The following is a 23,008-nucleotide window of genomic DNA, read 5'->3' as shown; positions in this document are numbered from 1 at the left end:
GAGACACTATGACCGAGCCGCAACAGAGCCTCAAACAGGAACGAATCAGACAGGGCCTTTCCCTGCAGGATGTTTTCGAGCGGACTCGTATCAGCGAGAGTGTGCTTCACCATCTGGAGGAGGGCAACTATGATCAGATCGGCACGCCTCTGCTGGTGCGTAATTTCATTCGGACTTACTGTTCGGCATTGGGAATTGATGCCGAACCCATCTTGGAAGATCATGCTGCCGTCATCGTTTCATGCGATCGACAGCCGGACGGAATCAGGGATTACCGCAAGTTTTCTCTGGCGTTTGCCAACAAGAAGCGACGCTGGTCAGTCCTGGCAATGGCCTTAGTGGTTCTGATATTGGCAAGCATTGTCACCGGAGCCTGGATCGCCAACCGCAAAGCCAAATTATCCGTGTCTCAATCCCTCACCAATGAGGTCATACCCCGGGAAGAGCTGCCACCGGATCTCCCAAGAACAGCGGCGGAGAAAGCGACGACTGGGCCCGTAGCGACATCGCCTGGCGAGACGAAGAGCTCGGAGCAGACGGCGGCCACGTCCTCCAACAGGGTGGTGGGAGCGCTGCCCGCCGCCCCGATAAAGGAACCGTCCATCGCTGCCCTCGACAGCAAACCGACCGAGACTGCTTCGTCTGCTCCTTCACAGGAAGTGGTGCGCAAGCAGATGGAGGAGGTGGTACCTGCTGCCGATCAGAGGGTCGATGAGAATTCCCCGGAGGAAATTTTTCTTCAGGTGAATCGAGAGCCCGGCAATGAAATGCGGGAAGGGGAGCAACCCGTTGCCCAATCCAACGAACACACATTGTCAGCTGATGCCTCACAGGAAGTCTGGATACAGGTTCGAACCGACAACAAAAGTACTTACAATGCTCTGATGAAACCGGGTGAAAGGCGTGAATGGAAAGCGCAGGAAAGCATGCAGATCACCATCGGAAATGCCGGCGGCCTTGATCTCAAATGGGATGGCAAGGCACTGAGGAAGCTCGGTAAATCCGGTGAAGTGGTACGCTTCAAACTGCCCGATCCCAAGTTTATGGAAGAATCTTGAGGGTTGCCGGCCGCAGAGGTGTAACCGTTGACAAACACCATCCACAATGCTCATCTTTGTTCTTCGTTCCCTGCATGATCGTCCAGACGACCGAAGCCATAGTACTGCAGACTCAAGATTACAAGGAGTCCGACCGGTTAATTACCTTCTATACGAGAGGAGCGGGTAAGCTGAAAGGGCTTGCGAAGGGGGCCAGAAGAAGCCGGAAACGTTTCGCAAATACATTTGAGCTCTTCAGCCTGGTTAATTTGACTTACAGGGCCCCCAAATCGCTGGTGTGGATCGAAGCGTGCAAGTTGCTGGAGCCGCATCTGGCATTACGCTCCGATTTGCAGCGCTGGGCCCATGCCGCTCTGGCCTGTGAGGTTGTACTTGAAATGACGCCGGAAGGGGACACGGAAGAGGAGTTGTTTCTCCTTTTAAAGAGCGCTCTTCCCCGTTTTGCGGCGGGCAAGGACCCGGAAAACCTGGTACTTCTTTTTCTGCTGCGATTTCTGAGTATTACTGGATACCTGCCGGAACTGGGCGAGTGCAGTGTCTGCAAGAAAAGGGTGCGATCGGCTACCCGCTGGAATTGGAATATGGGCCGCGGCACGCTGTTCTGCCCCGAGCACCACGCGCAAGGTGGGGGAGTTTCATTGGACTTGGGAACTTTAATGTTGATTCGCCAGTTGAGGCAATTGCCGCTCGAAAAAATCTGGCGTCTGCACCTGTTACAGGACAATAAGTCTAGGGTTTTCAACGCATTGGTGGAATGGATGCGGGGACAGATAGGAAGAGATCTGAACAGTTTGAAGCTGTTGGAGCAGATTCGTCCGATACAGAACGGAGTCTAGAGGGAAAAAGCCTTGGGCTGGATGCAGCAATTTGAGACTATCGCGACTCAACAGCCTCTTGTCGCCGTTCTCTTGTCATTTGTCGGCGGAATCCTGGCTAGTTTTACCCCGTGTATGTACCCGATGTTGCCCATAACAGTTGCTTTTGTGGGGGCAAGAGCCCAGGGCAGCAAGTGGCGGGGGTTTTTCCTTTCATCCTTGTATGTACTGGGACTGGCGACTGTCTACGCGGTGCTTGGTGCCTTTGCCGCTCTAACCGGGAAAATGTTCGGAGCCATGACCAGCAGCCCTTACATCAATCTGTTCGTGGGTAATGTCTGTCTCCTCTTTGGGCTGGTCATGCTGGACGTGATCAAACTGCCGCACCCCACTTTTTTGAGCCGGCTTCGCGTTGGGGACCTCCCCGGCCATGACGTCATCAACTGTCTGATGCTCGGGGGGGCGTCCGCATTGGTTGTCACCGCCTGCACCACGCCCATACTGGGAGTGCTGCTGACGCTGGTCGCCACCAGGCAGGAGGTTCTCTGGGGGATCGCCATGCTCTTCGTGTTTGCCTATGGCATGGGGATCATGGTCATCATTGTCGGAACCTTCACCGGATTGCTCACCTCGCTGCCCCGTTCGGGCATATGGATGCGCCGTGTGCAGAGGTTTTTTGGATTTGTCATGATCCTGGTGGCGGAATATTTTTTCATAAAGACTGGAGAATTTTGGCTATGAGCTTAAGTGCCGGAAAAATCATCAAGTGCCTTGCAACTGTTTCCCTGACACTCCTATTCTGCGGTTTCTTGAGCCTGGCTTCAACTGCAGGCGGCAATCTGGTCCTGGCGTCGTCGGACAGACCGGAGCCCGGATATCCAGCTCCCGACTTCGAGCTCAAAGATCTGGACGGAAAATCATTTCGTTTAGGCGGCTTCAGGGATCAGCGGGCGGTTCTTCTGTATTTCTGGGCTACCTGGTGTCCTCAATGCGTTTCAGCTCGACCTCAAATTGCCAAGATTCGTGAACAGACATCTCCGGAGGACTTGGAGATTCTCGGGATCAACGTGGGAGCAGGGGATTCTCTGGCGAGGTTGAAACGATTTCACAAGGGACATCCCGTATCTTGGCCGATATTGTATGATGAGGATGAAAGAGTAACTGAATTGTACCGGGTGCAGGGAATACCTTTATACATTCTGGTCAATAAGAAGGGTGAGATTGTCTACCGGAGCCATGAACTGCCGAATCTGAAAGAACATGTCGAGTAGTTGTGGTGGAGTCCCGTTGAAGAGCTTGCCGAACCTATCCACTGATCAGGAATGATCTCATGAAAGACGTACTCACGATCATAATGGCAGGTGGGCGTGGCACAAGGCTTATGCCGCTTACCCTCGACCGCTCCAAACCGGCGGTGCCTTTTGGCGGCATTTACCGCCTCATTGACATTCCGTTGAGCAACTGCATCAATTCGCAACTCTACAAGATCCTTATCTTTCCCCAGTATAAATCGCAGTCTATGGTCGATCACCTGGAAGACGGCTGGAACATATTCTCCAGTGACCTCGGCCACTATCTGCGTATCGTGGGCCCTCAGCAGCGTATGGGAGCGGAATGGTATCGCGGCACGGCCGACTCCGTACGGCACAACCTCTATTTGATCGAAAGAGAGCGTCCGCGCCTGGTATTAATTCTGTCCGGTGATCATGTCTACAAGATGGATTATTCACAGTTCAGAATCTATCATGAAGAAAATGACGCCGATATAACGGTTGGTCTCCTTGAAGTCGATAGGGGTCAGGCATCGGAGTTTGGTATCGCGGAAGTGGACAACGACTTCAAGATACGGGCGTGGGAGGAGAAGCCACGTGAACCGAAGTCGATACCGGACGATCCGGATCGTTCGCTGGCGTCGATGGGCATTTACCTGTTCAAGACTGAAGTCCTCCTCAAGATGCTCAAGGAAACGGACTTTCAAGATTTTGGCAAAGACATTATCCCCAAGTGCGTCGAGGAGCTCAAGGTGCTGGCCTACCCTTACCGGCGCTTGAACAGGATCAGGGATTACATTCACATGGTTGGACCCGATGGGGTCCGGCGGCTGGAACTGGTCGACGGCACACGCGACTCGCAGTATTGGCGTGACGTCGGTACCCTGGATGCCTACTGGAATGCCAATATGGATCTCACGGGGGTCGATCCTTTCTTCAACTTGTACGGCAGCCTGTGGCCCATACGCACCTACCAGCGTCAGTATCCCCCCGCCAAGTTTGTCTTCAATCAACGCAACGGCGACAACCCGCCGCGCATCGGTATGGCGGTCGACTCCATGGTTGCCCCCGGATGCATCATCAGCGGAGGCATCGTTCGCAGTTCGGTTTTGTCCTACAACGTAATGGTAAGGAGCTGGGCGGAAGTAGACGAGTCGGTGATCATGGACGGCGTGGAAATTGGGCGCAATTGCAGAATCAAAAAGGCGATCATCGACAAGGACAATGTCATTCCGCCGCACACCCAGATCGGTATCGACCCGCAGGAGGATCGCCAGAACTTCGAAGTCACCCCGCGCGGAATCGTGACGGTGCCCAAAGGCCATTTCACATCCTGACAGCCGGCCTTGAGCGAAGATGCTGTTTTACGCCGGGGATCAAACCTTCCCTTATTGCCAGCCGATCGGTGACGGGTTACGGCTTCGGCGCGCACATCGTGTGACTCTGCCCATCCTTGCCACCTTTGAATCACGAAAGAGCCCCTTCACCCCGACCCTCTCCCTCTGCGCTGTCAAGTGCGCCCAACCATCAGCCGCGGGGGGGGAGCGGGAGTGTGCCGCGGGGCCGTGTGCCGGTAACTGTCAGCATGAACGGAGAGGAAGCGAGGGTTTCCCGGGCGAGAACCAGCTAAGGTCAGGGCCTGTCACAGGACGGCCGGTTTTGGCCTTTGATCGCGGGTCGCCTGTTCGTAGTGAAATGCTACCCGCAGGATGAGTTCTTCCTGGAAATGAGGTCCCAAGATCTGCAAACCGACGGGCAGCTGCTCCGCGGTGAAACCACAAGGTACGGAAATTCCGGGAACACCGGCGAGACTTGCGGGCAGGGTAAACACATCGCTCAAATACATTTGCAGCGGATCATCACTCTTCTCACCAATCTTGAAGGCCGGCACAGGGGAAACGGGCGCCAACAGCGCATCACATTTTTCGAAGGCTGCGAGAAAATCCTGTTTGATCAGGCTCCGCACCTGTGATGCTTTTCTGTAATAGGCATCATAGTAACCCGCCGATAAAGCGTAAGTGCCCAGCATAATGCGCCGTTTCACTTCAAATCCGAAACCGTTCACGCGGCTCTGACAGTACATATCCATCAGATCTTTGGCGTCGGGAACACGAAAGCCATATTTGACCCCGTCATAACGTGCCAGGTTGGAACTGGCTTCAGCCGGCGCAATGATGTAATAGGCGGCCACGCCGTAGTCGGTGTGCGGCAGTGACAGGTCAACGATCTCTGCCCCTAAATCCCGGCAGGTCTGGATGGCCCGCTGAACCGCCTGCACCACGTCCGGATTCATCCCGTCAATGAAATACTCCTGGGGAATGCCGAGTTTGAGACCTTCTATCGGGGTCCGGAGAGCTTCCCGGTAATCGGGAACCGGGCGATCCACCGATGTGGAATCGCGTCGATCATAGCCGGCGACCGCCTGCAGAAGAATGGCGGCGTCTTCGACATCCTTGGTGATGGGGCCGATCTGGTCCAACGAAGACGCGAAGGCCACCAGACCGAAGCGCGATACTCGGCCGTAGGTGGGTTTGAGTCCAACGACGCCGCAAAATGATGCCGGCTGACGAATTGATCCTCCCGTATCGGTACCCAGTGCGCCGGCACACAAATCCGCCGCAACCGCCGCAGCCGAACCGCCGCTCGACCCTCCGGGCACCCGTTCCAGGTCCCACGGGTTGCGACATGGGCCATAGGCGGAATTTTCGTTGGACGAACCCATGGCGAACTCGTCCATGTTGGTTTTCCCAAGAAAAATCGCTCCGGCTCTGTGCAGTGCTTCGACAGCCGTTGCATCAAAAGGCGGGACAAACTGCTGGAGAATTCTTGAACCGCAGGAAGTACGGATACCCCGCGTGCACAGGACATCCTTAATGGCCAGAGGGACACCCGCGAGCGGGGATTCTGTCAGATCTTTTTTGCCGTTGTCGAACCGGTCGGCCTCTTGCAACGCCTGCTCCGCCAGCACGGTGAGGTAGGCGTTCAATTTGCCGTTGAATGTTTGGATGCGCTCCAGAAAGCTCCTGACGGCTTCGGTAACACTCAGTTCCCTGCGAACCAACAATTCATGCAGGTCATGCATTGTCAATGAAAATATTTCCACAGAAACCTCTTTTCTTATGTGATTTGCCGCTCACTAAAAAACTTTGGGCACAACAAAGCTTGCTCCATCGCTTTGCGGAGCATTGGCCAGCACTTCTTCACGCTCCAGTGACGGTTCAACCTGGTCCTTGCGGAACACATTCTGTAATCGAATGGCGTGAGTCGTTGGTGCGACCGCGGAGGTGTCGAGCTCGTTGAGTTTGTCCATGTAGGACAAAATGTTGTTCATTTGATCGGTCATGAGCCTCTCTTCCTCCTCCTGCAATTCCAGCCTGGCCAGTTTGGCAACGTGGCGAATTTCACTTCGGGTGATTTTCTCTCTCATGATCGCGGACAACCCATTCCTTTCTAAAAATCCTGTTGCCGTTAGATGGCACGGAATGTCTCCATGGCACGGCAGTCCCTGAACGCGTCCAACACTTCCGGCATTCCTTCTAGCTTACGTCCCTCCAGCAGTTGTTGAGTCAAGGCATGGACCCTCGCCTCTTCGACCTCCTGTTCGGCCTTTGTGCTGTGGAAGCGCTGTACGAACTTGGCGAAACGGACGACGTGAATCAACTCGTGGGTCACAATGTACGCTGCAAGCGGCAGCATCTGTATGTGACAGTCCCGCTGCACGGCTTTTCGAATGACATGATCCTGCAGGCAAATCTTGAAATAATCCCCCACTTCGCTGCCGCGCAGTTTCGACTGCGGGTGCTTTACATAACGGCGAATCTGGGCAAAAGCAATGTCGATGATTTCATCTTCCTGCAGATCCGCCAGGGATTGAATATCGTAACGGTAGCGTTTCCACTCGGAAGTGGAAATCTTGTAATAGTCACTGATGAGCTCCTCTGAGATTTCAATGGCCTTCCTCAGAACGGCGATCTCTTCTTGTTGAAAAGGAACTCGTTTCATCCCGCAATGCTTACCCCATGTTCGGCTTTCCTGTCAGATCCGGAAGTCTCTCATCCTGCAGGCACCAGCCCGCCCAGAACCCTGCTTTTGTACAAAAAAAACCTCTTTTTATCAATTTCTTATTTGCAGAGGATGGAAGAGTGAGCTTCAGTCGAAATCCGTAACGTCACCTGTAAGTTATTGACCGAAGCGCAATTTTTACCGGTCAAGCATGAGATGTTTCATTGTTTGCAGGCCTTGTTGATGGGTTTCGTTTCGCTCTACTCATCCTGCGGCATTCCGGCATTGCCCGTAACCACTTTGATGTAGGATGAATAGAGTCACGCCCGAGCGTGACGAAACCCATCAGTGACTGCCGGCATAGAAATGCATGTTGCTTTCCTTAACAAGCATAGAAGGATAGGAGGATTTATCGGGATCTTGCCAGCATCGAAGAAGCCGGCATGACCTGCTGCAGGCTGAGCTGGAACCGTTGCCAGGGAAATCGATGACCGGGGCAGTCGGTTTTTGCGCCCGGCACCATGCAGTGCCCCAGTACGTTGCATGCGGGAATCTGGTAATGGATTGCCAGCAGGGCAACCAGCTGTATGAGAGTGTTCATTTGTGCAGCCGAGGGTTTTTGGTCGTTGAAGTTGCCCACCAGACCAATGCCGATGCTTCTGACGTTCATGTTTGAAGCCTTGCAGTGCGCTCCCTCGTCCTGTCGGATCCAGCGCGGCGCCGCTTCCAGCTGCCCATCGCCTTTTCCAAGAGAACCATTGTCAACCAGAAAATGGTAGCCCAACCCCTCGTCAAACCCTCTTTCGCGATGGATTCGGTCAACCAGCAGCGCTTTCCCCGTCTTCCCGGCGGTATGATGGATAACGATGTATTGCCAGCGGTCATTCTCATAAACCGGCACGATATTCTTGTAGCGAGCAGGGTGAGGAATGATGAGTTTCTGCCCCGGCTGCAAAGCTTCTCCGGGCTTCAGTCGGTTGGCCTCTGTGAGCTCCCGTTCGGTCACCCCATACATCTGGGCGAGCCTGGGAACAGTCTCCATTGGAGCCACTTCGTGCGTTACACAGGTTTCTTTCGGGAGATCCGTTTGCACCGCGGCTGCCGTTTCGATGGCGCGGCGGGAGGGAAGATAGGCGTGTGGCGGGAGGTAGTCCAATGTCCGGTTCGCCAGGCCGCTGCATCCCTGCAGCAGCAAAAGCGCGGTTCCCTTGAGCATATGAAACAGGAACTGCCTTCGATCATTCTTGCCGGCGGGGCTGCTTCGGTCCATGTCACATCATGAATCTGCATGGTGGATGGAATCAGGGTATGGCGTAGGTTGGGCCACGCGTGACAAAACTCAACGCCCATTTTGATGAGTTTCGTACCTCAACCCAGCCTGCTTGAAAGCCGAAATCATTTTCTTAAACACTATACCAATGGAAGCACTGAAAATGCAATGTTTTTGTGAAGATCGCGGGAACCATGGTCATCGTTTTCGCTGCTCGAACCGGCCGGACCACAAGCCGAGGAAAAAGTGCCGGGCGTTCACCCCGATGACCCGATTGTTATATCCCCCCTCCTGCACCACCAGAGTGGGCAGCTGCATCTGCCCGATGATTGTCCCCAGCTTGTCGTAATCCCTGGCGACGAGGCTCCAGGTGCCGGTCGGGTCTCCTTTTGCGGTGTCCAGTCCAAAACATACGATCAAGTAAGAAGGAGCAAAAGCCGCTATTTTCTTGACCGCCTTTTCCAGCGGGCGCCGATGGTGCTCGCCGTCAATGGTTTCTGCCAGAGGATAGTTGATGTTGTACCCTTTGCCCAGCCCCTGGCCGGTCTCGTCCTCAAAGCCGCTGAAATAGGGATAGGCGAAGTGCGGATGCCCGTGAATCGAAACCGTCAGGACATCGTTTCGTTCGTAAAAAATCTGCTGCTGACCGTTGCCGTGATGATAGTCGATGTCGAGTATGGCAATCTTGCCATATTGGCAGAGGAACTGCGCCGCAATAGCCGCGTTGTTGAAATAGCAGAAGCCTCCGAAGGCGCGATTTTCGGCATGGTGGCCGGGCGGTCTGATCAAAGCGTAGGCCAGCCGGTAGCCTTCCAGCAGTTGTTCGGCGGCGGTCAACGTGCAGTCGACAGCTCTTTTGGCCGCTTGAAACGCATTGGCATTCAAAGGGGTAAAGGTATCAATGCAGTAATAGCCGGCTCGCACCACCAGCTCTTTGGGAGGCCTGGCGGCGTTGCGGATGGGGAAAACGTATGGGTAGACGGACCTGCCGACTTCCAACTTCTTGCAGACGCGCTTGAAGTATTCGATATAACTGCTCATGTGCACTGTTTTGAGGTATTTTTCCGAGAACTCACGAGGTAAAATTTTTTCAAAGATATGATGAATGGACTCGAGCTCCTTCAATATGGATTTGATGCGGACCGGCGATTCAACGTAACCCCTTTCATGCACATGATGGATGGTGTGTTTGTCATGCACGACCAGAGCTATCTTGCGCAACTTTCCGCTGACAGCAGGGATCGCTCGCGACTTTTCTCTCCTGACGTAGCGGGGTTCTCGCAAAAGCACGGGATCATCCCTGAAGGAATCCACCACCATGTCGACGTATGATTTTGGGCAAAGGTGTTTGTATTTACGTTCCAGAATTGCACGCACGATAGCCTGGGCGTCTTCCTTCCTCAGCGGCCTGTTCTGGCCCAGCCCGTCGAAAACCAAATAGGGAGGGTTGTCGCCTCCGGGCTTGACGGGAGTTTCGTAGGCGGTGTGGATGATGGGTCGAGCCCCGAATTTTTCATAGAACTGCAGTCGCGCCTTGTTGTAGTTGAGTACCTCTGGGTCTCGGCAGAGTCTTGGGTCGTCAGGCAAACACTCAAAGAAAATGCCGATGGCGTTCAAAGAATTTGCCTCTTCCCGTATCCTGGCATACAGGGCGCCGCCTACCCCGGCGCCCGTTGCCAGCCTGGCGGCGGAGATGTAATCGAGGAAACAGAAATGCAGGTTTGGTTCATAGGACAGGAGGGCAAACCCTTTGACGGTTCGTTTGAACCCTTCGGCCGTGTACAGGATGGACTGGAAGCGGTGCTTGAGAGGATTCCGAAGCTGTTCCGGAATCTTGTCGATGTCGGCCGGGTTCAGCTCCGGCAGCTGCTCTCTCAATATTTGTTGAACCTGTCTGACAATCTCGCGATTGCCGGGCATGATTGCATCGAAAATTCTTCGAATTCTAAACACCTGACGGCTCCCATGGGCTGACAGTTATCCACATATAGCCCCGCGCTGCTCGGGGGACGCCCCCCTCTCTCACCGCGGGGGGAGAGGGTCGGGGTGATGGCGGGTGAGCAACCGGTCTATCCGATCACTCCTCACCCTATCCCTCTCATTCGAAGCAGAGGCAGTTCTCTGGCAAATTCCTCGCGGCTTCACCGCAATAGGCTGTGAAGACCCTCGGAGTGTTCTTCATTAAACCATTCTTCAATGAGGCGGTAGGCGATGGAGACGGCAGTGGGCAGGCGTAGATGTCCCCCGCGCAGTGCCGTTTCGATTTCATCTCGCGAGAACCAGCGGGCATCCTCCAATTCCTGGTCTTTCAGCTGAATTTCGTGATTGGCCGCTTCGGCTCTAAACCCCAGCATTATCGAGCAAGGAAACGGCCACGGCTGGGAAGACCGATAGCATAATTGCTTGATGTGAATGCCGGTCTCTTCAGATGCCTCGCGCATGACGGCGTCTTCCAGGCTTTCGCCCGGTTCCACAAAGCCGGCGATGGTGGAATACATCTTTTCCGGCCACTGGGGCTGGCGGCCAAGCAAACAGCTCGCGCCGCAAGTAATGAGGACGATAATGGCCGGATCGGTCCTGGGAAAGTGCTCTTTGGCGCACCCTTCGTTCGTGCAGGTCCTCATGTGCCCGGCGTGAGCGCTCTTGGTTGCGGCGCCGCATGTTCCGCAGAATCGATTCTGCCCATGCCAATAGGTGATGGCTCTTGCATAAGCGAGCAGCGCCGCTTCACGGTGATCCAGCAAGGGGCCCAGGACTCTCAGATCGCGAAATCGTCCGAGCTCGGCAAACCTTGCAGGAGCAGTCGAACCGTTGGTTGCCAAGTCGACCGCAAAGTAAATCCGATTGTTCCAGTCTCCAAGCAGTACCAATGTGCCCGTATCGCAAACGGCATTGGCAACCTGTGCAGCAGTGAGTTCAAGCGGGTGAGGCTCCTGGTCCGGCGTCACGAGATTTTTCGCCTGCCACACAGGGAGGAAGCGAGTGTGCGGGTTGCGCAGGGCGGCCTCCAACCATTCCTGATCCGCTCGCCGGTGCCACAGCCTGTCCACGGGAGCGGCCGAATAAAAATTCGGCGCGAATTCCTTAAAATAGTCCATGTCTTATAATCTCTTTTTAATAACCTCTCCATGTTGCTGGGCCATGACGTCCCCGTCTGTCACTACAATGAGGCTCTTGGCTCCTTGTCCCCCGCAAGCGGAGGCCATGGCGAGATAGGTCAAAGGCCCCCGGCATTCATTTTGAGGGGGCTCCGGGGCGACTTTCCTTATGAAAAGTCTGTAGCAGGTAACCGCCGCTGATGTTCGTTGCCTTGAATCCGTGTTCTGTCAGCATGCGATCGGCGTAGTAGGAGCGTTGCCCGATCAGGCAGTACGTCAAAATTTCTCGGTTCTTCGGCAGTTCATCAAGCCTGTTTCGAAGTTCTTTGAGGGGGATATTGACGGCTCCCTCGAGGTGGCCTCTTCTGAACTCCGCCGGGTCGCGCACATCCAGGAGCAAAAAGTCCCTGCTCGCCAAGTCGTCGCAATGGACGATGTGAGCATCGTGGCGAAGCACGTTTGCGGCAATCATTCCGGCAAAATTGACGGCGTCTTTTGCCGATCCCGACTGAGGGCAATAACACAGTTCGGCTTCTTCGAGGTCGAAGACTGTTGATTCTTTCTGGATGGCAAAGGCCAGCACATCGATGCGCTTTTCCACGCCTGCTTCGCCGACCGCCTGGGCCCCTATGATGCGCCCGTCGTCCCCGGTGAAGATGAGCTTCATGGTCATCATCTTCGCACCCGGAAAGTAGGAGGCATGCTGGTTGGGATGAAGGTAGATCTTTTCGCACCTCAAATCATCCCATAAGCCGAGACGCCGGAGGGTCTTTTCGCTCGGGCCGGTGGACGCGATGGTCAGTCCGAAGACCACTACGGCCGATGTCCCCTGAACGCCGCGGAATCGTGAGTTACGCCCGAATATCACATCGGCGGCGATACGTCCCTGGCGGTTTGCCGGGCCGGCCAGCGGCACCAGGGTCGGGAGCCCGGTGACCGCATCCCTGACTTCGACGGCATCACCGACGGCCCAGATGTGCGCATCGCTTGTGTGCATCTGTTCATCAACCCGGATGCCGCCGGTTTTGCCAATCTCCAGGCCGGCATTCCTGGCCAGCCCGGTTTCGGGCCGCACGCCGACGGACAGAATGGCCAGGTCGGCACATTCCTGGCCTCCGGATTTGAGTTGAACGGTCAGGCGGTCACCGTTTGCTTCGAATCCCGCTACCGTTTCGCTCAGGTGGAGTTTTACCCCTTTGCGGACCAGGTGTTTGTGTACCGGGGTCAGCATTTCCGGGTCATAGAGCGGCATAACCTGTGGTTGCATCTCCACGATGGTGACCGACAATCCGAGGTTGACCAGGTTTTCAGCCATCTCCAGGCCGATGAAGCCGCCGCCGACAACGACGGCGCTGGCAGCCTTCTTGTCGATTATCCACTCCTTTATGCGCCGACTATCCGGAATGGTTCTGACGGTAAAAATGCCGGGCAGATCAATGCCCGCCAGCGGTGGTTTGATGGGCGCCGCTCCGGGTGAGAGCACCAGTGCGTCGTATCTTTCACGGTAGGTTCGGCCCTCCTGGAGATTGCGCACTTCAATTTCCTGACGGTCTCTGGCAATACTTAAAACCTCCGACTCAAGTCTCACCTCGATGTTGAACCAATCCTTGAACAATTCGGGAGTGGCCACAAGAAGCGCCTCTTCTCTCCTGATCACATTGCCCACGTAATAGGGAAGACCGCAGTTGGCAAAGGATACATGACTGCCGCGGTCAAAGATCACGATTTCGGCCTCTTCTGAAAGTCTTCTGGCACGTGCCGCACAGGATGCGCCGCCGGCCACCCCACCCACGATGAGAATGCGTTTTTTCTTGGGCATGATCACCTCTTGTCGTCACGTCGATGGATCACTTTACCAACCAGGGGCTGTCTCAAACCTCGTCCGCTCTGTAACAAACAACCGCCGATTGATCGAGCCAATGCCAGGCAGCGGGAGAGCTATCCTTGAACAGGTGAATCCTCCCCGCACCGTTTTTGGTAGCATGTTAACCATTATCCTTATATAATTCGCCATACCAACAGTCACGTATAACTTTACTCACCCAACCACTGAAACACTTTGGAAACGCCATGCCGGAGAGGGACCTATGACTCAGACAGCGGCGGATGCTTCTCAATCGGTGCAAACTAACCCTAAGCAGTCGCAGGACCGGCGCTGGCGGTCGGTCAATCGCACCATACGGCTCAACGGCAATCAGCCCGACGCCCTCATCGAGACGCTGCATGCGGTGCAGGAATCGTTTGGATACATTGACCTGGATGCCATGCAGTACGTGGCGCGCGAACTCACGGTACCACTCAGCCGGGTTTACGCGGTGGCGACCTTTTATCACTATTTCACCCTCAAGCCGCCAGGCGACCACACCTGTGTAGTTTGCATGGGAACCGCCTGTTACATCGGGGGCTCTACCGCCATTCTGGACAGCATCCATGAAGGTTTTGGAATCAGCCCGGGAGAGACCACACCGGACGGCAAAGTGTCGCTCCTGACGGCGCGCTGTCTTGGTTCGTGTGGTTTGGCTCCGGCCGCGGTGTTTGACGGAGAGGTGGCGGGCAAACTGGATGCCGCGACAGTGGTTGAAAAAATAGCGAGGTGGGCGGATCATGACTCTGAGTCTTGAGGAACTGCAACAGATCGCGAGAATCGAAAAAGATCGGCGGGAGGGATTTCAGCATCGCATCAAGATCTGCGTGGCGGCCGGCTGCCTGTCGTGTCAAAGTGCAACGCTGAAGGAGGCCATGGAAAAGGAAGTGAGCCGCCGCGGCATGGAAAACTGGGTGGATGTCAAGGGGGTCGGCTGTCTTGGTCTGTGTACCGCGGGACCACTGGTTTTTGTCGAACCGGACGGGATCCTCTATCAGGGGGTCAAGGTCTCAGACGCGGGGCCCATCATCGAATCCCTGGGGGCGGAGCCGATCGATGCCCTGCATTGCTCCACCGATCTGCCGTTTTTCGCCAGGCAGCATAAAGTCGTGCTGGAAAATTGCGGCAGGATCGATCCGGAAAGAATCGAGGATTACATCGCCGAAGGCGGTTACTATGCACTTTATCAGGCTCTGCGCAACATGACGCCGCGCGAAGTGATCCAGGAAATCACCAGGGGCGGTTTGCGCGGACGCGGCGGAGCAGGCTACCCCACCGGCCTCAAGTGGACGACCGTAGCCAAAGCGGTGAATGCCACGAAATATGTCATCTGCAATGCCGACGAAGGCGATCCCGGCGCATTCATGGATCGCAGCGTTTTGGAGAGCGATCCTCATCGTGTCCTCGAAGGGATGGCCATCGCCGCTTACGCGGTCGGCGCCGCTCAGGGTTTCATTTATGTCCGTGCGGAATATCCACTCGCCGTCAAACGGCTGCGCACCGCCATTGCTCACGCCGAGCGCCTGGGGGTGCTTGGCAACGGCATCTTCAATACCCGGTTCCGCTTTGATGTGCGGGTGAGGTTGGGTGCCGGCGCTTTTGTGTGCGGGGAAGAGACGGCCCTCATGGCTTCCATCGAGGGGCGTCTGGGGAAGCCCCGTCCGCGGCCTCCTTACCCCGCCGAATATGGGCTGTGGGGCTGTCCGACCCTGATCAATAACGTGGAAACGTTTGCCAATGTCGCTCCCATCATTCGCAACGGCGGCGCCTGGTTCGCCGGCATCGGCACCGAAACGAGCAAGGGAACCAAAGTCTTTGCCCTTGCCGGTCGGGTCAATCACACGGGTTTGATTGAAGTGCCCATGGGGACGATGCTGCGCGACATCGTCTTTGAAATCGGCGGCGGCATCCCACGCGGCGGTCGGTTCAAGGCGGTGCAGACCGGCGGCCCTTCGGGGGGCTGCATACCCGAACAATACCTGGACATGCCGGTGGACTACGAGTCTTTGGCTGAAGCGGGCTCCATCATGGGGTCCGGCGGCATGATTATCATGGATGAGAGCTCTTGCATGGTGGATGTGGCCAAATTCTTTATGGAATTTTGCATGTCGGAATCGTGCGGCAAATGCGTGCCGTGCCGGGTGGGAACGACGCAGCTCTACCATCTGCTGTGCAAGATCACAAGCGGTGCCGCTCAGCCGTCGGATCTCGATAAAATCGAGGAACTGTGCGACCTGGTCAAGAACACGGCCTTGTGCGGTCTGGGGCAAACGGCCCCCAATCCGGTAATGAGCACACTGCATTATTTTCGCGACGAGTACACGGCACACATTGAAGATAAAGTCTGTCCCGCCAAGGCCTGCAAAATGCAGCCTGCCAAGGAGGTCGTATGACAGCTGCCGACGCTTTTTCTCGAAAAAAGAGCAACACCGAGGCCAGGTCCGTTCGCATCTTGACCTTCAAGATCGACGACCGGGACGTCAGCGCCCGCGAGGATGAAACCATTTTGGCGGTTGCCAGGCAAAACAACATCTACATCCCCACCCTTTGCCACCTCGACGGCTTGTCGGAACGCGGCGCCTGCCGACTCTGCATCGTGGAAATCAAAGGCTCGCCGAAGCTGGTTCCCGCCTGCGTCACCCGTGGTAGAGAAGGCATTGAAGTGATCACCAATTCCGAGCGGATTGCCGATTACCGCAGGAAAATACTCGAGCTCATATTTACAGAACGCAATCACGTCTGTTCGGTGTGCGTCTCCAACGGCCATTGCGAACTCCAGCAGCTGGCCGTCAACCTCGGCATGACCCATGTCCACTATGATTACCTCTATCCCCGTCTGGCCATCGATGCTTCGCACGAACGCTTCTCCCTCGACCATGACCGCTGCGTGCTCTGTTTGCGCTGTGTGAGGGTATGCGACGAGATCGAAGGCGCCCATACCTGGGATGTGATGAAGCGGGGCATCAATTCGCGGGTCATCACCGACCTCAACCAGCCCTGGGGATCTTCGTCAACCTGCACCGGGTGCGGCAAATGCGTTCAGGTGTGTCCCACCGGGGCGCTCTCGGAAAAAGGCAAGTCGGTGGCGGAAATGGTCAAGCGCAGGCAGTTTCTGCCCTATTTGCAGCTGATGCGCGGTGTCGACAGGGAATGAGATGAAAAGGAGAGCTCGCCATGAGTAAAATGCGCATTGCCACGACCTGGCTGGATGGATGTTCCGGTTGTCATATGTCGCTGCTCGACCTGGATGATCGCCTGGCGGATATGGCACAGCAGATCGAAATCGTCTACGGTCCGTTGGTGGATGCGCTGGAGTTTCCCGAGGCGGTCGATGTAGCGCTGGTGGAAGGCGCCGTCAGCAGTGATGCTGATGTGAAAAAAGTGCGGCTCATTCGGGAACGGAGCAAGATCCTGGTTTCCTTCGGAGATTGCGCGGTGACTTCCAACGTGCCCGCCATGCGCAATGAATTCAGGGTCCAAGAGGTGCTCCAACGCGGGTATGAAGAAAACGTTTCCTGTCATGGTCAGATTCCCGGGGTCGGAGTCCCCGCTCTCATGCCGCAGGTCCGCCCCGTCCATGAATACGTCGAGGTGGATGTGTTTCTGCCCGGTTGCCCGCCGCCCGCGGATGCCATTTTTTTCCTGCTATCCGAATTGCTCCAGGGGCGCATCCCCGATCTCACGGGCAAGAGCCGTTTCGGAGCATGAGCAGGTTGTCAAGAGGAGGTTTGTCATGGGTCAGCAGGTCGTTATCGAACCGGTCAGCCGCATCGAGGGGCACGGCAAGATCAGTATCATCCTGGACGATGCGGGCAGGGTAGCCGATGCCAGGCTGCACGTCACCCAGTATCGCGGGTTTGAAAAATTTTGCGAAGGACGGCCCTTCACGGAGATGCCGTCTCTGGTGGAAAGAATCTGCGGCATTTGCCCCATCAGCCATTCCCTTGCCTCGGTAAAGGCCTGTGACGAAATACTGGGCGTGCAGGTGCCTACCACTGCCATGAAATTGAGACGCTTGCTGAACTGCGGAGAATTCATCCAGTCCCATTCGGTGAGTTTCTTTTATCTCTCGTCACCGGATCTCCTGCTGGGAATGGACTCGGATCCTGCCAAACGGAACATTTTAGGGGTCCTGGAAAAGCATCCCGCGCTGGCGCGCGACGGCATTCGGCTGCGCCAGATCGGGCAGCGGATCATCGAATGGTTTGCCGGCAAGCGCATTCATCCCGCCTGGGTGGTCCCGGGAGGCGTCAATGCTCCGCTCACTGCGGATCACCGTGAAAACATGCTGGCGTTGGTTCCCGAAGCGGTGGACATCATCCAGCGCACCCTGGCGGTGTTCAAGCAGTCCCTGGAAAATTACCGGGAAGAAATTCGCACCTTTGCCAATTTCCCAACGTATTTCATGGGATTGGTCGACGCCCAGGGCAACCTCGATCACGTGGACGGAAAACTCAGGTTCATGGATGCCAAGGGGAACATCGTTGCCGATCAGATCGATCCGGCGCGCTATCAGGAATACATCGGGGAGGCGGTCGAGGAATATTCCTATCTGAAGTCCCCCTATTACAAGCCCCTCGGCTATCCCGAAGGCATCTACCGGGTCGGGCCGGCCGCCCGCCTGAATGTGTGCAACGGCTGCGGCACGCCGCTGGCCGACCAGGAATGGGCCGAGTTCCGCAGCCTGGAGCGCGGCCCCGTTTTGAGCTCGTTTTATAATCACTACGCACGGCTCATAGAAATCCTCTATTCCATTGAGACCCTGGATCGGCTGCTGCAGGATCCGGATATCTTGAACACCCGCACCAGAGCCTTCGCCCAGCCCAATTACACCGCAGGCATCGGTGTGGTCGAGGCCCCGCGCGGGACCCTCTTCCATCACTACCAGGTGGATGACTGCGGCCTCATGACCTGGGCCAATATGATCGTCGCCACCGGCAACAACAACCTGGCCATGAATCGTGGAGTGCTGCAGGTGGCCAAACGCTTCATCGACGGCCCCAAGTTGACCGATGCGGCCGTCAACCGCATACAGGCGGTCGTCCGGGCCTTCGACCCGTGTCTCAGCTGCTCGACGCATGTGCTGGGGCAGCAGGAATTTTCCATTGCTCTGATTGGGCCCGATGGAAAGGTGCTCGACCAGGCTTAAGGAGAGCAGGGATGTTACTCACCTAACTGGTTTTCGGGCCACGCTGAATGGCTGATAGTGGACGCACATATTACTGTTTTTCCATCATTTTCATCATCTCTTTCATCATTTTTTGCAGTTCTTCCTGCGAGGGCATTTGCCCCTCGTCATAATCGCCCAATGCGGGCATCCCGCCCATTCCCAGGGCCTCCTGCATGTTCTTCGCCTTGGAATAGTCGGCAGGGATCTCGAACAGGGAATCTGCTTGCTTTCCCGTCTGAATATTTTCCAGGTAAGAAATGACCGTTCCTGCCTGTTCGGGGAGCGTGCCTTCATGGCGGATGGGATAGCCCAGTTCCCGGCTTTGCCAGAGTTTCACATGAACCGGGTCGTGATCTTTGGCGAATTGGATATCGCCCTCGAAGATATCGCACTCAAATCCTTGCAGGGTTTCCGATCCCACTTTTTTCAGGTGGTTCTTCCCGATCCATTCCTCGAAGTCGGCGGTATCGGCCAGGGGATTCCTGTCCTTGATCTCATCAAGATTTGTGACCACATATTTTTGGGTGTCGGTGAACAGTTGATAGATCAACGGCCGTTTCATAATGGAAATCATTCCCATCATTTCCGTTCGGCTGATGTTTTCGTTCCTGAAATAGATCTTTCCTTTATCCGTTCCTCCCACGGTTTGTGTGAAAAGGTCTGCGGAAAATTCTGCACAGTTCGCTCCGGTTACCAGCAACAAACTCAGTAAAGCGGCTGAAATGAGTGATCGGATCACCTTATGATTTCTCCTTTCATTCTGGTTGAACCGGCGAGAAATATGCCGGCTTGCACGCTGGCGGCCTGCCCCTGCTCCCTCGGTGTTACTTGCCCGACTTGAGTAGCAAGTGTTCCCGTGACTGTCAAGGGAATGAGGTCGTTCCCTGCCGGATTCATGGTGAACAGCGCAAACGGGTTCGACGACGGTCACCTAAATGTGGCGAATGACTTTGAGACAGACCGGCATGAACAGGCGGTATGGCACATAGCCCCCGACTTCGTGTCTGGCTTGGAATAACGAAGGCGGCGGCTGTCAGCTTCGGTCCGCGTTCCCGGATCGAGTTCCGTTGCCGCAGGACATTTCGCACAACAAGCCCCCTTCTCCGCAGGGAGTGAATTCAAACTGCAGGATGGGATGGTCGATTCCAAAGCGCGTGAGCAGGCCTCGTCGGATTTTCCGGGAAACCGCATCGACCTCGCTCAACCGCTGGTCCGGCACCACCACATGGCAGGAAAACGCGACACTCGAAGAGCACACATTCCACGCGTGCACATAGTGAACTCCCCGAATTTCCGGCATGCGTTCAAGATATTCCTTAATTTTGGAGATATCCAGTCCGTCCGGTGTGGCGTTCATCAAAATGCGCGTGGCCTCGCGCAAAATGGTCCAACAGCTCCTCAGTATGAAGAGGGCGATGAGGACCGACAGGACCGGATCCAGCCAGTACCATGGACGATACATGAGGATGATTCCATTGAACGCCACCACAACGGAAGTGAGAAGGTCGCCCAGCATATGCAGGAAAGCGCCTCGCACATTGAGGTTGTGACGCGCGTCCCGTTGCAGCAGCCAGGCCGAGAGGCCATTGCCGATGACTCCAACGCCGGCCGCCAGAACCACAATGCTTCCGATCACCGGTGTCGGGTGGTGCAGCCGGTGGATGGCCTCGTACACAATAAAAACCGACGCACCCAGCAGTAGGGCGACGTTGATGACGGCGGCGAGGATTTCCGTGCGACGATAACCGAAAGTGTTGCTGACCGAAGCGCCCCTTCTCCCAATGCGGTTGGCAACATAGGCGATCAGGACGGCGGTGAAATCACTGAAATTGTGCGCCGCATCGGAGATCAGGGCCATGCTGTGAGCGACTATACCGCCGATGACCTGGACTATCGGAATGAGAACATTCAGAATGAGAGTCATCAGCAGGCGGGGGCCGCTGGTGTCCTCAACCTCGATCGGCTGATGCGCGCACGCTGCACCATGAGGGTGGTTATCGCCGCACTTGTTCGACTGATTTGAACAATGTTCGCTGCCGTCATGGTTCACAGCCAGGGGGCGCTCCATAAGAGCTTTCTCTCCTTTGCAACTATCCAAAATGCATCAGACGCCGTCACGGCGTTACCGATATTTCAAAACACATTATAGCCACTGCCGACCGTTTTTTCCATTCACACATCCGCTCAATGCTGCTAACCTTGAAAAGGTATGCACCAACTGATTGAAAGGATAAATTCAAAATGCCGCTGCTACAGGTTCTCCAGGAAAAATGCGAGAAGGATGGCTTTTGTGTGGAGGTTTGTCCCCTGGGCATTCTTGTTCTCGACAAGGACATCGGCCCGCAAGTTCGCCCGGGCATGACCCGGTTCTGCATCGCCTGCGGTCACTGCGTGGCGGTTTGCCCGCACGGGGCCTTGGACAATGTCCGCAACCCACTCGCCCAACAGGCACCGGTGAAGCATTTTCCGGTGATTGACAGCGGCAGCGCGCTCGACTTTTTGCGCTCGCGCCGCTCCATCCGCTGCTACAAACCGGAGCCGGTAGCGCGCGAGCTCACCCTGCAGTTGCTTGAGGCAGCTCGTTATGCTCCCTCCGGACACAACTCCCAGGGGGTCGCCTATCTCGTTGTCGAACGGCCGCAGGCGCTGCAGCGCGTGTGCGACATGGTCCTTGCGTGGATGGGCAGAGTGATAGAAACCGATCCGGAACTGGCCAACCGGCTGCACATGCCTGGAATCATCAGGGCGCATGAGCGCGGCGAGGATCGCATTTTACGCCGGGCGCCGCAGCTGCTGGTGGCGCACGCCCCCGGGCACCTTCCGGCGGCCCAGGTGACCACCTACCTGGCCCTCGAGTACGTCGAACTGTATGCCACCACCCTCGGGCTGGGGACCTGCTGGGCCGGTTTTGCCCAAGTCTGCGCTCAGCAATACCCGGCTTTGCCGGATTATTTGAAGATCCCGCAGGAGCACAAAATAACCGGGATGATGATGGTGGGATTTCCGCGGTATCGCTACCAGCGGATGCCGGTGCGCGATCCTCTACAAGTGACCTGGTTCGGAGAATGATGTTGTTGCGGGCAAGTGAAAGGGCCGTGTTCGGTGAACGGAGAAAGAGTCCCTTTCATGTTTTGTGGGGTGCGAGAGGGCATAGAGGTTAGCAGGGGAGACCGGAATGTTTAAGTTTGTCCACGCTGCCGACATTCACCTGGACAGCCCGCTGCGCGGTTTGGCCCGCTATGAGGGTGCCCCGGTGGAAAGAATACGCACAGCCACCCGCCAGGCTTTCAACAATCTGGTGGATGTGACGTTGGCTGAGGAGGCGGACTTTCTCTTGATTGCCGGGGATCTCTACGACGGCGATTGGAAAGATTACAACACCGGTCTGTTCTTTGCCGCACAGATGTCGAAACTGCGCGAAGCCGGCGTCAAAGTGTTTGTCGTTGCCGGAAATCATGATGCTGCGAGCCAGATCAGCCGACAGCTGAGTATGCCGGACAATGTCGTGCGATTTTCTGCAAGGAAGCCTCAGACGGTGGTTCTTGATGATCTCAGTGTTGCCGTTCACGGCCAGGGATTTCCCAAAGGGGCGGTGACCGAAGACCTTTCGCTCGCTTACCCTCAGGCCGTCCCCGGTTTTTTCAACATCGGCATGCTGCATACCAGCCTGAACGGCCGAGAAGGGCACGAACCCTACGCACCCTGCACCATCCAGGGGCTCCTCACCAAGGGTTACGATTATTGGGCGCTGGGACACGTGCACCGACGCGAAGTGCTGTGTCAGGACCCTTTCATCATTTTCCCCGGCAATATCCAGGGGCGGCATATCCGGGAGACGGGGGCCAAGGGATGCACCGTGGTGGGTGTCCAAGACGGCCGCATCAGTGCCGTCGAGCATCGCGATCTGGATGTGCTGAGGTGGGTGGTCCATGATTTGGATGTGACAGGCGCTTCCAGCCCCGAGGAAGTGGTGGAGATGCTCGGTTCCGCCGTGAAAGAACAGCTCGACCAGAGCGATGGACGACCGCTGGCCATGCGTTTGCACATTGTCGGCATGTGCCGCGCGCATTCCCGGCTGATGCGGGAAACCGACCGCTGGGTCAATGAAATGAGAATGGTGGCCACAGATTTCAGCGGTGGCAATGTGTGGCTTGAAAAAATAGCAATCCAGACCCGCTCGCGCACCAGCCTGGATGAAATGCTCAAGCGGGAAGATGCCATTGGAGGTCTGCTCCGCTCCATTCAGCGGCTGAGTGCCAACGACGAAGAATTCCTGTCCCTGCTCGACGAACTGGCGGAATTCAGGCGCAAGCTTCCTCCGGAACTGCACTTCGGTGAACAGGCTATCGAGCTTGATGATCCGCACGAGCACCAGAGCATAATCGAGGATGTCAAGCAGATTCTGGTGGGGAGGCTGCTCTCTCACGATGATCCCAACTGATCCGTAAGGCGCGGGTTTC

21 protein-coding genes are annotated in these 23,008 nt (G+C 56.0%); 12 read left to right on the top strand and 9 right to left on the bottom strand.

Annotated features, from left to right (window positions below):
• Positions 1-8 precede the first annotated feature (8 nt).
• From K1V27_RS01715 to glgC, 5 genes are all read left to right on the top strand, one after another.
• Positions 9-1,058, top strand: a complete 1,050-nt coding sequence (locus K1V27_RS01715; protein ID WP_258927793.1) for a helix-turn-helix domain-containing protein — start codon at positions 9-11, stop codon at positions 1,056-1,058.
• A 74-nt stretch (positions 1,059-1,132) separates the two neighbouring features.
• The gene (recO, locus tag K1V27_RS01710) at positions 1,133-1,894 is read left to right on the top strand and encodes a DNA repair protein RecO (protein ID WP_258927792.1); all 762 of its coding nucleotides are present in this window, start codon (positions 1,133-1,135) and stop codon (positions 1,892-1,894) included.
• Positions 1,895-1,915: 21 nt separating this feature from the next.
• Positions 1,916-2,614, top strand: coding sequence for a cytochrome c biogenesis protein CcdA (locus tag K1V27_RS01705; RefSeq protein ID WP_258927791.1), 699 nt, complete (start codon positions 1,916-1,918; stop codon positions 2,612-2,614).
• A complete protein-coding gene (locus K1V27_RS01700) occupies positions 2,611-3,144 on the top strand; it encodes a peroxiredoxin family protein (RefSeq protein WP_258927790.1) in 534 nt (177 codons plus the stop codon). The genes K1V27_RS01705 and K1V27_RS01700 overlap by 4 nt, the downstream gene beginning before the upstream one ends.
• A gap of 59 nt (positions 3,145-3,203) precedes the next feature.
• Positions 3,204-4,481 (top strand): glucose-1-phosphate adenylyltransferase, encoded by a 1,278-nt coding sequence (glgC, locus tag K1V27_RS01695; protein WP_258927789.1) that lies wholly within the window; start codon positions 3,204-3,206, stop codon positions 4,479-4,481.
• Between the two features lie 305 nt (positions 4,482-4,786).
• Here glgC and gatA read toward each other — a convergent pair whose 3' ends face one another.
• The 7 genes from gatA to K1V27_RS01660 form a co-directional block, all read right to left on the bottom strand.
• Complete coding sequence (gatA, locus tag K1V27_RS01690) at positions 4,787-6,247, bottom strand: Asp-tRNA(Asn)/Glu-tRNA(Gln) amidotransferase subunit GatA (RefSeq protein WP_258927788.1); 1,461 nt, start codon at positions 6,245-6,247, stop codon at positions 4,787-4,789.
• Positions 6,248-6,280: 33 nt separating this feature from the next.
• A complete protein-coding gene (gene gatC / locus K1V27_RS01685; RefSeq protein WP_258927787.1) occupies positions 6,281-6,571 on the bottom strand; it encodes an Asp-tRNA(Asn)/Glu-tRNA(Gln) amidotransferase subunit GatC in 291 nt (96 codons plus the stop codon).
• A gap of 41 nt (positions 6,572-6,612) precedes the next feature.
• A complete protein-coding gene (locus tag K1V27_RS01680; protein WP_258927786.1) occupies positions 6,613-7,146 on the bottom strand; it encodes a hypothetical protein in 534 nt (177 codons plus the stop codon).
• A 409-nt stretch (positions 7,147-7,555) separates the two neighbouring features.
• Positions 7,556-8,416 (bottom strand): N-acetylmuramoyl-L-alanine amidase, encoded by an 861-nt coding sequence (locus K1V27_RS01675; protein ID WP_258927785.1) that lies wholly within the window; start codon positions 8,414-8,416, stop codon positions 7,556-7,558.
• A gap of 198 nt (positions 8,417-8,614) precedes the next feature.
• Positions 8,615-10,369 carry a histone deacetylase family protein gene (locus K1V27_RS01670; RefSeq protein ID WP_258927784.1) on the bottom strand — a complete coding sequence of 585 codons (1,755 nt, stop codon included), beginning with the start codon at positions 10,367-10,369 and terminating at the stop codon, positions 8,615-8,617.
• 188 nt (positions 10,370-10,557) lie between these two features.
• Complete coding sequence (gene nudC, locus K1V27_RS01665; protein WP_258927783.1) at positions 10,558-11,514, bottom strand: NAD(+) diphosphatase; 957 nt, start codon at positions 11,512-11,514, stop codon at positions 10,558-10,560.
• 136 nt (positions 11,515-11,650) lie between these two features.
• A complete protein-coding gene (locus K1V27_RS01660; protein WP_258927782.1) occupies positions 11,651-13,333 on the bottom strand; it encodes an FAD-dependent oxidoreductase in 1,683 nt (560 codons plus the stop codon).
• A gap of 268 nt (positions 13,334-13,601) precedes the next feature.
• On the opposite strand from K1V27_RS01660, the gene hoxE reads away from it, so the two are divergent.
• From hoxE to K1V27_RS01635, 5 genes are read left to right on the top strand one after another with little or no spacing between them, the layout of a single operon-like run.
• On the top strand, positions 13,602-14,135 hold the full coding sequence (hoxE, locus tag K1V27_RS01655; protein ID WP_258927781.1) for a bidirectional hydrogenase complex protein HoxE: 534 nt from the start codon (positions 13,602-13,604) through the stop codon (positions 14,133-14,135).
• Positions 14,119-15,771, top strand: coding sequence for an NADH-ubiquinone oxidoreductase-F iron-sulfur binding region domain-containing protein (locus K1V27_RS01650; protein WP_309573989.1), 1,653 nt, complete (start codon positions 14,119-14,121; stop codon positions 15,769-15,771). Before hoxE ends, K1V27_RS01650 begins: the two co-directional genes overlap by 17 nt.
• Positions 15,768-16,532 (top strand): bidirectional hydrogenase complex protein HoxU, encoded by a 765-nt coding sequence (gene hoxU, locus K1V27_RS01645; RefSeq protein ID WP_258927780.1) that lies wholly within the window; start codon positions 15,768-15,770, stop codon positions 16,530-16,532. The genes K1V27_RS01650 and hoxU overlap by 4 nt, the downstream gene beginning before the upstream one ends.
• A 20-nt stretch (positions 16,533-16,552) precedes the next feature.
• A complete protein-coding gene (locus tag K1V27_RS01640; protein ID WP_258927779.1) occupies positions 16,553-17,086 on the top strand; it encodes an NADH-quinone oxidoreductase subunit B family protein in 534 nt (177 codons plus the stop codon).
• A gap of 25 nt (positions 17,087-17,111) precedes the next feature.
• Positions 17,112-18,527 carry a Ni/Fe hydrogenase subunit alpha gene (locus K1V27_RS01635; protein WP_258927778.1) on the top strand — a complete coding sequence of 472 codons (1,416 nt, stop codon included), beginning with the start codon at positions 17,112-17,114 and terminating at the stop codon, positions 18,525-18,527.
• A gap of 70 nt (positions 18,528-18,597) precedes the next feature.
• Here K1V27_RS01635 and K1V27_RS01630 read toward each other — a convergent pair whose 3' ends face one another.
• Together K1V27_RS01630 and K1V27_RS01625 are read right to left on the bottom strand one after the other, a co-directional pair.
• Positions 18,598-19,287, bottom strand: coding sequence for a DUF4412 domain-containing protein (locus tag K1V27_RS01630; RefSeq protein ID WP_258927777.1), 690 nt, complete (start codon positions 19,285-19,287; stop codon positions 18,598-18,600).
• A gap of 294 nt (positions 19,288-19,581) precedes the next feature.
• Positions 19,582-20,616 (bottom strand): cation diffusion facilitator family transporter, encoded by a 1,035-nt coding sequence (locus K1V27_RS01625; protein WP_258927776.1) that lies wholly within the window; start codon positions 20,614-20,616, stop codon positions 19,582-19,584.
• Between the two features lie 173 nt (positions 20,617-20,789).
• Between K1V27_RS01625 and K1V27_RS01620 the strand changes: the two genes are divergently transcribed.
• Together K1V27_RS01620 and K1V27_RS01615 are read left to right on the top strand one after the other, a co-directional pair.
• Positions 20,790-21,617 carry a nitroreductase family protein gene (locus K1V27_RS01620; protein ID WP_258927775.1) on the top strand — a complete coding sequence of 276 codons (828 nt, stop codon included), beginning with the start codon at positions 20,790-20,792 and terminating at the stop codon, positions 21,615-21,617.
• 106 nt (positions 21,618-21,723) lie between these two features.
• Complete coding sequence (locus K1V27_RS01615; RefSeq protein WP_258927774.1) at positions 21,724-22,989, top strand: metallophosphoesterase family protein; 1,266 nt, start codon at positions 21,724-21,726, stop codon at positions 22,987-22,989.
• The last annotated feature ends 19 nt before the right edge of the window (positions 22,990-23,008 follow it).

Source organism: Desulfoferrobacter suflitae (genome assembly GCF_022603395.1).
Lineage (GTDB): Bacteria > Desulfobacterota > Syntrophobacteria > Syntrophobacterales > Syntrophobacteraceae > Desulfoferrobacter > Desulfoferrobacter suflitae.
This window is presented reverse-complemented; position numbering and strand designations above follow the sequence as displayed.

What these genes read in the sequence shown, in the direction of transcription:
- K1V27_RS01715 (WP_258927793.1), top strand. Translation starts at nt 9, where the DNA reads ATGACCGAGCCGCAACAGAGCCTCAAACAGGAACGAATCAGACAGGGC.
- recO (WP_258927792.1), top strand. Translation starts at nt 1,133, where the DNA reads ATGATCGTCCAGACGACCGAAGCCATAGTACTGCAGACTCAAGATTAC.
- K1V27_RS01705 (WP_258927791.1), top strand. Translation starts at nt 1,916, where the DNA reads ATGCAGCAATTTGAGACTATCGCGACTCAACAGCCTCTTGTCGCCGTT.
- K1V27_RS01700 (WP_258927790.1), top strand. Translation starts at nt 2,611, where the DNA reads ATGAGCTTAAGTGCCGGAAAAATCATCAAGTGCCTTGCAACTGTTTCC.
- glgC (WP_258927789.1), top strand. Translation starts at nt 3,204, where the DNA reads ATGAAAGACGTACTCACGATCATAATGGCAGGTGGGCGTGGCACAAGG.
- gatC (WP_258927787.1), bottom strand. Translation starts at nt 6,571, where the DNA reads ATGAGAGAGAAAATCACCCGAAGTGAAATTCGCCACGTTGCCAAACTG.
- K1V27_RS01680 (WP_258927786.1), bottom strand. Translation starts at nt 7,146, where the DNA reads ATGAAACGAGTTCCTTTTCAACAAGAAGAGATCGCCGTTCTGAGGAAG.
- K1V27_RS01675 (WP_258927785.1), bottom strand. Translation starts at nt 8,416, where the DNA reads ATGGACCGAAGCAGCCCCGCCGGCAAGAATGATCGAAGGCAGTTCCTG.
- nudC (WP_258927783.1), bottom strand. Translation starts at nt 11,514, where the DNA reads ATGGACTATTTTAAGGAATTCGCGCCGAATTTTTATTCGGCCGCTCCC.
- K1V27_RS01660 (WP_258927782.1), bottom strand. Translation starts at nt 13,333, where the DNA reads ATGCCCAAGAAAAAACGCATTCTCATCGTGGGTGGGGTGGCCGGCGGC.
- hoxE (WP_258927781.1), top strand. Translation starts at nt 13,602, where the DNA reads ATGACTCAGACAGCGGCGGATGCTTCTCAATCGGTGCAAACTAACCCT.
- K1V27_RS01650 (WP_309573989.1), top strand. Translation starts at nt 14,119, where the DNA reads ATGACTCTGAGTCTTGAGGAACTGCAACAGATCGCGAGAATCGAAAAA.
- hoxU (WP_258927780.1), top strand. Translation starts at nt 15,768, where the DNA reads ATGACAGCTGCCGACGCTTTTTCTCGAAAAAAGAGCAACACCGAGGCC.
- K1V27_RS01640 (WP_258927779.1), top strand. Translation starts at nt 16,553, where the DNA reads ATGAGTAAAATGCGCATTGCCACGACCTGGCTGGATGGATGTTCCGGT.
- K1V27_RS01635 (WP_258927778.1), top strand. Translation starts at nt 17,112, where the DNA reads ATGGGTCAGCAGGTCGTTATCGAACCGGTCAGCCGCATCGAGGGGCAC.
- K1V27_RS01625 (WP_258927776.1), bottom strand. Translation starts at nt 20,616, where the DNA reads ATGGAGCGCCCCCTGGCTGTGAACCATGACGGCAGCGAACATTGTTCA.
- K1V27_RS01620 (WP_258927775.1), top strand. Translation starts at nt 20,790, where the DNA reads ATGCCGCTGCTACAGGTTCTCCAGGAAAAATGCGAGAAGGATGGCTTT.
- K1V27_RS01615 (WP_258927774.1), top strand. Translation starts at nt 21,724, where the DNA reads ATGTTTAAGTTTGTCCACGCTGCCGACATTCACCTGGACAGCCCGCTG.